Raw genomic sequence first — 11,559 nt, 5'->3', positions numbered from 1 at the left:
TTGGAGGAAGACCGCATGACAGTTCCTTGGCTTTATGACGTCTTGTGGGGCGTTCTTCCCATGCTGTACCTCTTGGTGGCTTTTGTTGTGCTTGGCATTGAGATTAAATACGACAGAGAAATGGCCCACATAAAACTGTGGACAGCCGCTCAGTTGCTTCTGCCGGGCATTGCACTTATCGCCTGGCTTTTCATTGAGGTTCCTCGGTTAAAACGACTAAAGCAGGACGAATAAACCATCGTCCTGCTTAAGTCGGAGCACATGTGCGCCTTGCGGCGCTAGCTCGTCGAAACGTTTCCCGTCGTGCTAGTAACCGGCCCGCTTGGTGAGGTCTTCGCCGACGAAGCTCTCGACGCCCTTGGCGGAGGCGTCGGCAGCCGCAAAGTCGTCGTACTTGGATTCGCCAGCGAGGGTGGACAGGAAGAAGCCAGTGACAAGGCCGCGGGCAGTTTCGACTGCGGAACCTTGGAAGAAGCCGGAGCCAAGCGCCAACTTGAAAAGCTTGTCCTCGCTGAAGCCGGACTGCGTGCCCTTAGCAATTTCGCGGTAAGCCACCGGACCGCCCCAGGCGTTGGCCAGCTTCGCGGGGTTTCCCGCGCGGAAGATATCATCTTGGCCCGCGCCAATAACGAGGCCGCGTGCCTTCACTGCGTGTGCGGCCTGAACCGCGGACGGGGAAGTATCGGCAGGGTAGAGGGCCGCGACGGCGCGGACCTTCGGGTTATCCACGGCAGCCAGGGTAGCCACGCCGCCGCCCATGCCGTGGCCAAAGACACCCAGCTTGGAAGCGGAGACCGAAATCTTGCCAGCGCCCAGCCTGACGCCGGCGGCAATTTGCAAGGCCGATTCGAGGTCGGCAGCCAAGTCGCGGTGTTTGGCAAAGACGCCCGTCTCCGTATCCGGAGCAACCACCACGATGCCCCAGCTGGCCAAGTGGCGCAGGGTGGCGTGGTAGTCCTTGATGCTCTTCGTCCAGTCGTGGGCAAACGCCACGGCGGGCAGGCCCTTGCCCTCAACCGGGGTGTACACCTTGCCCTCAAGCCCTGCATAAGACAGGTCTCCGACGAGGACGCGGTGCGGGCCGCGCTTAGACAACGTACCGAGATGCTTCTTCAAATTCGCAGACACGCTTTACAGAATAGAGGAAAGAATAAGCAAAGCGGTGAACAGTGCGGGAGATTAAGTAGGATCCTTGCGATTCGGCATGTTAAATCATGCTGTAAAATTTCGACCTATGTGTGGAATCGTTGGATACATTGGCCATAACACCGATGGCCGTGAGTACTTTGCCTTAGACGTTGTGCTGGAGGGCCTGCGTCGACTGGAGTATCGCGGCTATGACTCAGCAGGCGTCGCAATGTACGCCGATGGCAAGATCGGCTGGCGCAAGAAGGCCGGAAAGGTCGCCGCGCTGGAAGCCGAAATCGCCGCGCGTCCGCTTCAGGATTCCGTCCTGGGCATCGGGCACACCCGCTGGGCCACTCACGGTGGCCCGACCGATCTGAACGCCCACCCGCACGTGGTGGATGGCGGCAAGCTCGCCGTCGTTCACAACGGCATCATCGAGAACTTCGCCGAGCTCAAGACCGAGCTGGAGGCCAAGGGCCACAACTTTGTGTCCGAGACCGACACCGAAGTCGCCGCCACCCTCCTGGCGGATGTGTTCCACAACGAGGCCGGCGGTGACCTCACCAAGGCCATGCAACTGACCGGCAAGCGCCTGGAAGGCGCGTTTACCCTCTTGGCTATCCACGCCGAGCAGGCAGACCGCATCGTGGCCGCGCGCCGCGATTCTCCGCTGGTTATCGGCTTGGGTGAAGGGGAGAACTTCCTGGGTTCGGACGTCTCTGGCTTCATCGACTACACCAAGTCCGCCGTCGAGATGGACAACGATCAGGTCGTCACCATCACCGCGGATGATGTCGAGATCACCGACTACGACGGCAACCCCGCCCAGGGCAAGCCCTTCGAGATCAAGTGGGATGCCGCCGCGGCCGAAAAGGGCGGCTTCAACTCCTTCATGGAGAAGGAAATTCACGACCAGCCGGCAGCCGTGCGCGATACGCTGCTGGGCCGCCTCGATGAGACCGGCAACCTGGTCCTCGATGAGATTCGCATCGAGGAGTCGGTGCTCAAGTCTATCGACAAGATCATCGTCATCGCCTGCGGCACCGCCGCCTACGCAGGACACGTCGCGCGCTACGCCATCGAGCACTGGTGCCGCATCCCGTGCGAGGTGGAGCTGGCCCACGAGTTCCGCTACCGCGATCCGATCGTCAACGAGAAGACCTTGGTTGTGGCCCTGTCCCAGTCGGGCGAGACCATGGATACCCTCATGGCCGTGCGCCACGCCCGCCAGCAGGGCGCCAAGGTGATCGCCATCTGCAACACCCAGGGTTCCTCCATCCCGCGCGAGTCCGACGCTGCCCTCTACACCCACGCCGGCCCGGAGATCGCCGTGGCCTCCACCAAGGCCTTCTTGGCGCAGATCACCGCGACCTACCTGCTGGGCCTCTACCTGGCCCGCCTGCGCGGCAACATGTTCTCCGATGAGGTCAACTCCGTCCTCGAGGATCTGCGTGATATGCCGGATAAGGTTCAGGCAATCATCGACAACGAGCAGCAGGTCTACGACCTGGCCAACGCCATGGAGAATGCCAAGTCGGTGCTCTTCCTGGGCCGCCATGTCGGCTTCCCCGTCGCGCTGGAGGGCGCGCTCAAGCTCAAGGAGATCGCCTACCTGCACGCGGAGGGCTTCGCCGCCGGCGAGCTCAAGCACGGCCCCATCGCGCTCATCGAAGAGGGCCAGCCGGTCTTCGTCATCGTGCCTTCCCCGCGCGGCCGGGATTCCCTGCATTCCAAGGTCGTCTCCAATATCCAGGAGATCCGCGCCCGTGGTGCCATCACTATCGTCATCGCGGAAGAGGGCGACGAGGCCGTCGAGGCCTACGCCAACCACATCATCCGCATCCCGCAGGCGCCGACGCTCATGCAGCCTCTGCTGGCTACCGTCCCGCTGCAGATTTTCGCCTGCGGTGTGGCAACCGCCAAGGGCTACGACGTGGACCAGCCGCGCAACCTTGCGAAGTCGGTGACCGTCGAATAGCGCCGCACCCTTAAGTGGCACAATGGTGGGCATGTTGAAAACCACCGTTGACCTCAACGCTATTGCTCACAATGTCGCTCGCGTGAAGGAGGCGGTGGCCCCGGCCCGCCTCATGTGCGTGGTCAAGGCGGATGCCTATGGCCACGGCATCGAGCGCTGCGCCCCGGTCATGGCGAAGGCGGGGGCGGACGCCTTCGGGGTGGCCACGCTGGCCGAGGCCGTGGCGCTGCGGAAGGTCATTGATACCCTGCCCATCGCTGCCTGGCTGTGGGAGCCGACGGAGGACCTCGCCCCGGCCCTAGCCGCTGGTATCCAGATCGGCATTCCCTCTTTGGCGCACGCGCAGGCGCTCATCGCCGCCACTGATGCGCCCACCGAGGTCTTCGTGATGGTGGAGACGGGGATGCACCGCTCGGGCGTCGACAAGCACGCGTGGGAGGAGACCTTCCGCCTGCTTGCCGACGCCCCCCACATCACCGTCCTGGGCCTCATGTCCCACTTTGCTTGTGCGGACGAGCCGGAGCACCCGCACAATGATCATCAGGAAACGGAGTTCCGCCAGGCCCTAGAGCTTGCCCGTGAGGTCGGGCTTGAGTGCCCGCTGAACCATCTGGCTAACTCGCCCGCGGCCTTGACCCGCCCTTCGGCGCGCTTCGAGCAGGTGCGCGTCGGGCTGGTCCTGTATGGGCTCGAACCGGTGGCCGGGCGCGACCATGGGCTGAAGCCTGCCATGACGTGGGAAGCGTCCGTCGTTGCGGTGAAGCCGATTTCGGCGGGGGAGTCCACCTGCTACGGCTTGACCTGGACCGCGGATAGCGACCGTCAACTCGCCACCGTCAGCGTGGGCTATGCCGATGGGCTGCCGCGGGCCTTTCAAGGGGCGCTGCAGGTAGGCATCGGCGGCGAGCTCTACCCGCAGGTGGGCAGGGTCTGTATGGACCAGATTGTCGTCGACCTTGGGGCTAATCCCCACGGTGTGCGCGCCGGGGAGACAGCCGTTATCTTTGGCCGTGGCGGCATGAGCGCTACCGAGCTGGCCGAGGCAGCCGGGACCATCAACTACGAAGTACTGTGCCGCCCCACTGGGCGCACCCAGCGCACATACCGCGAAGGAGCTAGCGATGCGCAGTGATTTTCCACACGAAGGACACCGCGAGGCGGCCACTCCGGAGGATGCTCAGGCCTTCGGCGAGGAGCTGGGCGCGGCTTTAGAGGCCGGGGACCTAGTTATTCTTGATGGTCCCTTGGGTGCCGGGAAAACCACCTTCACGCAGGGTATTGCCCGCGGAATGCAGGTGAAGGGGCGGGTGACGTCGCCGACCTTCGTCATCGCGCGCGAGCACCCCTCGCGCGTGGGCGGGCCGACGTTGGTGCACGTGGATGCCTACCGCCTCTTGGATCATTCAGAGGATCCGTTGGGGGAGCTGGACAGTCTAGACTTAGACACCGAAATAGAGGACGCCGTCGTCGTCGCCGAATGGGGCGGGGGCTTCATGGAGCGGCTATCTGACTCGTACCTCGCCGTTACAATCAACCGGGATTCGGACGATGACGTCCGCGTATTCACATGGAAATGGGTGAATTAACGTGCTGGCTTTCCTTGCTGAACAGCCCCTGCTCACGCTTTTTCTCATCATGGCGGTGGGATTAGCCGTCGGCAAGATCAATGTCTTCGGCATCTCGCTCGGCGCCGCCGCTGCGATGTTCGTGGCCTTAGGCTTGTCCGCGGCCAACCCGGACATCGTGGTCCCGGCGTTCGTGTATCAATTTGGTTTGGCCATCTTCGTGTATGTCATCGGCCTGAACTTCGGCCGTAGCTTCTTCCAAGATTTCCGCCGGCGTGGATGGAAGATGTCCATGGTGGTCATCGTATTCTTCTTCGTGTTGGCGGGGCTGACCACCCTGGCGATGCGCATGTTTGATCTGGACCCGGCGATTAGCGTGGGCACGCTGGCGGGTTCGGTGAGTTCGACGCCGGGTATGGCCGCGGTCGTCGAAGCCTTGGGTGGCGATAGCACCCCGGTGGTGGGCTATTCCCTGGCTTACCCGGGCTGCATCATCGGAACCATTCTGGTTGCCGCGATTGGTGCCAAGGTGCTGCGCGTGAACCACATTGAGGACGCGCGCGCCGAGGGCATGATTGCAGAGCCGCTGGAGTGGCGGGCGGTGCGCCTGACCCGCGATTTCGACGCAACGGTGGGGGACCTCCAAGAGGTGACCGGCGAGCGCGTCATCGCCACCCGCCATGTGAACAACCCACACGAGCACGACCTGGCCTACCCGGAGCTCCCGCTGCGCGCCGGCATGGAATTCCTGCTCAACGGCACAGCGCCCGCGTTGGATAGCGCGATTTCCCAGTTGGGTGAGGAGATCCACATCAACCTTCATGAGGAGGATGGCCTGGTCTACCGGCGCCTGACCGTGTCCAGCCCACGTGTTGCGGGCTATCAGCTCAAGGACTTGGACACTGTGAAGGAAGGCTTCCTCATCGCGCGCGTGCGCCGCGGCGACTCCGACGTCGTGCCAAACGAGGAAACCGTCCTGCACTACTCGGACCGCGTGCGCGTCATCACCGCGCCGGGCAGGCTTGACGACGTCCGCCGTTTCCTCGGCGACTCCGAAGCCAAACTCGGCAACGTCGATTTGTTGCCCTTTGCCCTAGGCCTCTTCATCGGTCTGCTCTTCGGCGCTATTCCGATCCCGCTTCCGGGCGGCACTACGTTGTCCTTCGGCTTTGGTGGCGGCCCCATCGTCGTTGGCCTCATCTTGGGCGCGCTGGGCCGCTCGGGCCCAATTAACTGGCAGCTTCCTTTCCACGCCAAGCAGACGATTTCCACGCTGGGGTTGACTTTGTTCTTGGCGGGCGTGGGTACGTCGGCAGGCGGCCAGTTCCGCGATGCCTTGTCGGATCCGACCTCCCTGAAGTACATAGGCGTGGGCATTGTGCTGTCTCTGGTTTCTGCCATCGGCATCGTCGCGGTATCCATGCTGGTGCTGCGGCTGAAGTTTGATGAGTCGATCGGCATCGCCGCCGGAATGACCACGAACCCGGCGATCATGGCCTACCTCAACCCGCAAACCGGTACTCAGCTGGCAGAACGCGGCTATGCCACTGTGTATCCCACGACGATGATCGGCAAAATTCTCATGTGTCAGGTCTTGGCCTTGATTATTGTTTGATCGTTGTCGCGTAGGATGTCCCCGTACTGTTTATTCCCGCTACCCCGCGTGAGGAGCTAAAACACCTTTATGAACAAGCTTGGTCAATTCATCACCACAGTCGTTATCGGCGGCTTCGCCGTCTTTCTTGCCGCCCTCATCGTCCTGCCGATGGTCCGGCCCGCAGACGCGGAGCCGAAGGAGCCGTCGACCGTTGCCCAGTCTCTGAGCGCGTACCCGAAGAACCTGGACTTCGCCATGTTTATCCCGCAGGATGTGTACGGCCAGGAGTGGGGTGCGGTCGCCGCCGTTTGCCCGGGTGCCACCGAAGATCAGCTCAAGAAGGGCGGTGTGGAGACGACAAACCTGAACATTGACTTCGCCGACGGGGCCGTGCCTGATGACGTGAACTACATCTTGCTGGCTTCGCAGACCGGTGAGTTCAAGGCGGAGAAGCTCCCGCGCACACAGGTGGACCTGTGTGATGGTCTGCTGCAGCAGCTGAAGTCGCCGGAAGCAGCCAAGCAGGACATCCCGCCGCTGCTGCCGTTCCAGCAGGGCCAGCCGCTGCAGTTTATTCGCGATACCCAGGACTACGTGGATCAGATGGGTAAGAACAACCCCGACTACGTCGATACCGACTGGCACCTCGCAGGCTAATGAAGGTTCTTGCACTCGATATCGCCACCACGGACCTGGTGACGGGCATCGTTGATACCGACACCGGGGAGAGCATCGACCGCGTCATTAGCGGCACGCGCGCTCACAACGAGCAGCTCATCCCGACTATCGAGGAGCTGCTTGCCGACGCCTCCCTGGCTTACTCCGACCTCTCCGCCATCGTCGTCGGCACGGGGCCCGGACCGTTTACCGGTCTGCGCGTTGGCATGGCTACCGCTTCCGCTCTGGGGGTGGCTCTTCACCTGCCGGTGCATGGCGTGTGCACATTGGATGCCATCGCGCACGGGCGCACGGGGGAGTGGCTGGTGGCTATCGACGCCCGCCGCAAAGAGGTCTACTGGGCCACCTACGCCGACGGTAAGCGTCTCAGCGGCCCGAACGTGTCGAAGCCGGAGGCCCTGGAACTGGGCGCCGCTGGGCTCTCGAGTCCGGAGACCACGCGCCTGGTTTTCCCCGAGTCTATTGCCCCGCGGCTTCCGGAAGATATCGCTGGCCTTCCCCGCGAGTGGGCTACCCCGCGCGCGGCGGGGCTGGTTGCGTGCGCTGATCTTTCTGCCGAGCCCGCGCCGCTCGTCCCGCTGTACCTGCGGCGTCCCGATGCCGTGGAGCCGAAGGCGAAGCCGCGCTCGGCCGCCTTGGTCGGCGGCATCGGGGAAACGCCGGCACCATGAGGCTGCGTCCGCTCGTGCTTGAGGACGCACCCCGCTGCGCCGAACTAGAAAAGGTACTCTTCCCCGGTGAAACTCCCTGGCCGGCGCGTGCCTTCGAGCAGGAAATCGCGGCGGGGCACACCACCTACTGGGCGGTTGACGCAGGCGTCAACCGCGATGACCACAACGACGACCGCGGAGAGGTTCTCGGTTACGCCGGCGTGGGGCGGATGGGGCCCGCGGCCTGGCCGGAATACGAAATCCGCACCATCGGCGTCGACCCGGCGGCTCAACGGCAGGGCATCGCGCGGCTGATGATGGATGCCATCGTCGAGCTTGCAGATTCCCACGACGCGCCCATCTTCCTTGAGGTTCGCGTGGGCAACGATCCGGCCATTCGCCTCTATGAGGCTTATGATTTTGTCATCAACGGCCTGCGCCGCAACTACTACCAGCCCTCCGGCGCGGACGCCCACACCATGTACCGACCACGAAAGAGTGAGAGATGTTAATCCTCGGCATCGAGTCCTCCTGCGACGAAACCGGCGTGGGAATCATCGAGCTGTCTGACAACGGCCACATGGAGATCCGCGCCGACGTCGTCGCCTCCTCCATGGAGCAGCACGCGCGCTTCGGCGGCGTGGTGCCGGAGATTGCCTCCCGCGCCCACCTCGAAGCGATGCCGCAGGTGATGAAGGCAGCGCTGGAGGAAGCGGGCGTCGAGAAGCCAGATGCGGTGGCCGCCACCGTGGGGCCGGGACTGGCCGGCGCGCTCCTCGTCGGGGCGTCGGCAGCCAAGGCCTTCGCCTCCGCGTGGGGCGTGCCCTTCTACGGCGTCAACCACCTCGGCGGGCACGTCGCGGTGGCCAACCTGGAGGGCGATGAGCTTCCGCACTCGGTGGCGCTGCTCGTCTCCGGCGGCCACACCCAGCTGCTCGAGGTCGAAGCCGTGGGCAAACCCATGAAGGAACTGGGCACCACGCTTGACGACGCCGCCGGCGAAGCCTACGACAAAGTCTCCCGCCTGTTGGGGTTGGGGTATCCGGGAGGGCCGGTCATCGATAAGCTGGCCGCCCAAGGCGAGCCCACCATCGATTTGCCGCGTGGTTTGTCCAAGGCCGAGGACCTGCGCGGGCCCAACCGCCACAACTTCTCCTTTTCCGGCCTCAAAACGGCAGTAGCGCGCCACGTGGAAAAAGCCGAGCGCGAGGGCGCGACGGTCCAGGTTGAGGACCTGTGTGCCTCCTTCCAGGAGGCGGTGGCAGATGTGCTGACCGCCAAGGCCGTGCGCGCCTGCCAGGACACTGGCGCCAAGGTACTGCTGCTCGGCGGTGGCGTGGCGGCGAATTCGCGGCTGCGCGCACTGGCGGCGAAGCGCTGCGAATCCGCGGACATCGAGCTGCGTGTGCCGCGCTTCAAGCTGTGCACCGATAATGGCGTGATGATCGCGGCGGTGGCCGCCCAGCTCATCCACGAAGGCGCAGAACCCTCCGGCCTGGCATGCGGGACCGATACACAGCTTGAGGTGGAAGTGCCGCTCGTGGCTGCTGCGCGCTAGCGGATGCGCAACCCCCAGGGTGCAGGTAGTGTGATGACCGATAATTGCCTCGCTCGCACATAAGGAGCTCACACCGCTATGACCACTGGATTCCTCGTTAACCCCGATCTGTCCCGCCGCACCATCGAGTTTGAGCTCGAGCACGCAAATCAATTCCTCGGCGGCACCACCGAGGATCGTGTCTCTGTGGCCTTCCAGGATGATGGCCAGACCTACGCGGCGCTGTTTAACCCGAACGCCAAGGCTGAAGGCGCCGACCCGAACCCGGTGGCTTCCCTGGCGCGCAATGCAGCTGCGACCGGCAATTCCGCCTTCTTGCAGGACCCAATCCGTTCCATCTGCGGTCCGGTTATCTTCGTTGCTGCCGACGGTGACGACAAGAACATCGACGAGGTCGCCGAGGCCGTGGAGCACGGCATCCGCGCGGTGAAGAACTACCACGAGGACAACCCGGAGGAGTACCAGCTGTGGCGCGCGGCTGTGCTGAACTCCCACCGGCAGGTCTAATTCCAGCCCTTGTTTGTAGGGCCTCAGCGCTTTTCTAGCGCTCGGTGTGGCGCAGCCATGCCAATACGGCCTTCACCCGCCGGTTGGAGTCCTCGGGTCGAAACCCGAGCTTTATAAATACACTGGAGACATGCTTGCTTACTGCTCCGGAGGTAAGGACGAGCGTGTCTTCAATGTCTTTATTGCTCAATCCTTGGGCCATAAGCCCCAGTACTTCCCGCTCGCGAGCGGTGAGCCGGGCTAGACCAGTGTGCCTTGCAGAAAGCAGCGCCGTGACCACCTCTGGGTCCACCACGGTGCCGCCGCGGGCGACATCGTCAAGCGTGCGCACGAATTCTTCAACATCAGAAACGCGCTCCTTGAGTAGGTACCCGAATCCGCCGTGCTCCAGGAGGCGGTCGAGATAGCTTGCCGCTACGTATTGGCTCAGCACCACCACGGGTTGGGTGGGGTCGGCTGCCCGCAGATCGTGCACGGCTTGAAGCCCGTCATCGGTCATCGTGGGCGGCATGCGCACATCGCTGATAATGAGGTCGAAGTCTTCCTGCACTGCGATGGCGCGCAGTGCTTCGGCATCTGTGACCGCCGTGACGCTATGACCGAGAGCACCGAGTAGTTGCTCCAGACCCGCGCGCAGGAGCGCGGAATCTTCTGCGAGTAGTAACTTCATTCCGCCTCCTTCAGCGGTAGTTTGACCAGCAGCTGGCCGCCGCCTTTACCCGTAGCATTGGTGCTATCAGCACCAAAGGTTACTGTGCCGCCGAGTGCAGCAGCACGCTCACGCAGCCCGGCGAGGCCCGTGCCTGAACCCACAGCTGCACTCTCACCGTCCGGCTCTTTGGCCGTGGGGCCCATGCCATTATCTACGATTTCTAGGCGCAGCATATCCCTAAAAGCGACCGTTACCACGGCTTCGGTGGCTGCGCCGTGTTTAGAGGCGTTTGTGAGCGCCTCGGCGACTGCATGATAGGCCAGCAGTGCTGTGGTCTCGTCTATCGAGCTCTCAGCGCCCTCTACGCGAAGTGTGGTCTCAAGCCCGGAATGGGCGAGTAACTCGTCGAGGGCGGGGATAAGCCCGTCGTCGAAAAGCACCTGCGGCGCAATGCCACGCACTGTCGCCCGCAATGAAGCCAGAGCCAAAGAGGCATTATGTTCTGCGTCAGTCAAGGCCTGCTGTGCCTGGGGCGGGGCTTGTAGTTTTGCCGCGGCCAAGTTGAGCTTGAGCGCAGTGAGGTACTGCTGCGGGCCATCGTGCAGTTCGCGTTCGATGCGGCGGCGCTCGCCGGAGAAGGCATCGATAAGCGTGGCACGCGAGGCCGCCATTTCCTCGGCCGAAGGACTCAATGCCAGTCGGGTCAGCGAGACCGACGCTGAGACCAAGAGGCGGTTGAGACCTACCAGTAACAACACAAGCAACAGAGCAGCCAGCCAGCAGGTTAAGAAAATAAGCGGTCGGTTGGAGGTGGACCACTCGCCAACGGAGAACTCGGCCTTAGGTACGAATGGCGCTATCGCTAGCACACCCGCTGTGAAACCCAGGGCCGTCCACGCGGTAAAGCATGCAGTCGAAATCAATAACTGCAACACGAGGTGATAGAACTGCTGCCAATCAAACCATCGATCTGCGCGCCGGGGTGGAATTTCCACGCCCATCCACTGCGCGCCCAACCGGCCGACAAGTTCCGCGGCGCGACCCACCAACGGGATCCACGGCAGCATCAGCACCGAAATCACCAAGGTTGGGATACACAGCATGCCGAGGAGGAGGCTCCACGCACAGGCTTTGAAGGTTCGCATAGTCTTCGACCCTATCCGCCATGCCGGTGGAAGGGCAGTGGAGCTAGCTCCACCATTTTTCGGGCAGCCCGCCCCATGTCATTGTTGTGCGTGGCCGAGTG

Annotated in this window: 13 protein-coding genes; 10 read left to right on the top strand and 3 right to left on the bottom strand. The window is 63.1% G+C overall.

Features of this window, described 5'->3' with window-relative positions; genetic code table 11:
- Positions 1 to 15: 15 nt before the first annotated feature.
- Complete coding sequence (locus tag HMPREF2792_RS03055; protein WP_070521584.1) at positions 16 to 234, top strand: hypothetical protein; 219 nt, start codon at positions 16 to 18, stop codon at positions 232 to 234.
- A gap of 72 nt (positions 235 to 306) precedes the next feature.
- On the opposite strand, the gene HMPREF2792_RS03050 is transcribed toward HMPREF2792_RS03055, so the two are convergent.
- A complete protein-coding gene (locus tag HMPREF2792_RS03050) occupies positions 307 to 1,128 on the bottom strand; it encodes a dienelactone hydrolase family protein (protein ID WP_070530766.1) in 822 nt (273 codons plus the stop codon).
- 106 nt (positions 1,129 to 1,234) lie between these two features.
- Between HMPREF2792_RS03050 and glmS the strand changes: the two genes are divergently transcribed.
- The 9 genes from glmS to HMPREF2792_RS03005 all read left to right on the top strand — a co-directional run bounded on the left by glmS (position 1,235) and on the right by HMPREF2792_RS03005 (position 9,661).
- On the top strand, positions 1,235 to 3,106 hold the full coding sequence (glmS, locus tag HMPREF2792_RS03045) for a glutamine--fructose-6-phosphate transaminase (isomerizing) (protein WP_070530764.1): 1,872 nt from the start codon (positions 1,235 to 1,237) through the stop codon (positions 3,104 to 3,106).
- 25 nt (positions 3,107 to 3,131) lie between these two features.
- Positions 3,132 to 4,238: an alanine racemase gene (gene alr, locus HMPREF2792_RS03040; RefSeq protein ID WP_070530824.1), complete on the top strand. Its 1,107-nt coding sequence runs from the start codon at positions 3,132 to 3,134 to the stop codon at positions 4,236 to 4,238.
- On the top strand, positions 4,228 to 4,692 hold the full coding sequence (tsaE, locus tag HMPREF2792_RS03035; protein WP_070530761.1) for a tRNA (adenosine(37)-N6)-threonylcarbamoyltransferase complex ATPase subunit type 1 TsaE: 465 nt from the start codon (positions 4,228 to 4,230) through the stop codon (positions 4,690 to 4,692). The genes alr and tsaE overlap by 11 nt, the downstream gene beginning before the upstream one ends.
- Position 4,693: 1 nt before the next feature.
- Entirely contained in the window at positions 4,694 to 6,286 is a 1,593-nt protein-coding gene (locus tag HMPREF2792_RS03030; protein WP_070530759.1) for an aspartate:alanine exchanger family transporter, read from the top strand.
- A gap of 69 nt (positions 6,287 to 6,355) precedes the next feature.
- Positions 6,356 to 6,925 carry a hypothetical protein gene (locus HMPREF2792_RS03025; RefSeq protein ID WP_070530758.1) on the top strand — a complete coding sequence of 190 codons (570 nt, stop codon included), beginning with the start codon at positions 6,356 to 6,358 and terminating at the stop codon, positions 6,923 to 6,925.
- Positions 6,925 to 7,617 carry a tRNA (adenosine(37)-N6)-threonylcarbamoyltransferase complex dimerization subunit type 1 TsaB gene (tsaB, locus tag HMPREF2792_RS03020; protein WP_070530756.1) on the top strand — a complete coding sequence of 231 codons (693 nt, stop codon included), beginning with the start codon at positions 6,925 to 6,927 and terminating at the stop codon, positions 7,615 to 7,617. Before HMPREF2792_RS03025 ends, tsaB begins: the two co-directional genes overlap by 1 nt.
- Positions 7,614 to 8,108: a ribosomal protein S18-alanine N-acetyltransferase gene (gene rimI / locus HMPREF2792_RS03015; RefSeq protein ID WP_070530754.1), complete on the top strand. Its 495-nt coding sequence runs from the start codon at positions 7,614 to 7,616 to the stop codon at positions 8,106 to 8,108. Before tsaB ends, rimI begins: the two co-directional genes overlap by 4 nt.
- Positions 8,102 to 9,154 (top strand): tRNA (adenosine(37)-N6)-threonylcarbamoyltransferase complex transferase subunit TsaD, encoded by a 1,053-nt coding sequence (gene tsaD / locus HMPREF2792_RS03010; RefSeq protein WP_070521556.1) that lies wholly within the window; start codon positions 8,102 to 8,104, stop codon positions 9,152 to 9,154. The genes rimI and tsaD overlap by 7 nt, the downstream gene beginning before the upstream one ends.
- Before the next feature lie 78 nt (positions 9,155 to 9,232).
- A complete protein-coding gene (locus HMPREF2792_RS03005; RefSeq protein ID WP_070527889.1) occupies positions 9,233 to 9,661 on the top strand; it encodes a hypothetical protein in 429 nt (142 codons plus the stop codon).
- Positions 9,662 to 9,695: 34 nt separating this feature from the next.
- On the opposite strand, the gene HMPREF2792_RS03000 is transcribed toward HMPREF2792_RS03005, so the two are convergent.
- Positions 9,696 to 10,331, bottom strand: a complete 636-nt coding sequence (locus HMPREF2792_RS03000) for a response regulator (protein WP_070527893.1) — start codon at positions 10,329 to 10,331, stop codon at positions 9,696 to 9,698.
- The gene (locus tag HMPREF2792_RS02995) at positions 10,328 to 11,458 is read right to left on the bottom strand and encodes a sensor histidine kinase (RefSeq protein WP_070521551.1); all 1,131 of its coding nucleotides are present in this window, start codon (positions 11,456 to 11,458) and stop codon (positions 10,328 to 10,330) included. The genes HMPREF2792_RS03000 and HMPREF2792_RS02995 overlap by 4 nt, the downstream gene beginning before the upstream one ends.
- Between the last annotated feature and the right edge of the window lie 101 nt (positions 11,459 to 11,559).

This window comes from Corynebacterium sp. HMSC068H04, assembly GCF_001811255.1.
GTDB classification, from domain to species: Bacteria; Actinomycetota; Actinomycetes; order Mycobacteriales; family Mycobacteriaceae; genus Corynebacterium; species Corynebacterium hesseae.
The sequence above is the reverse complement of the archived record's forward strand: the minus strand, read 5'-3'. Positions and strand labels throughout refer to the sequence as shown.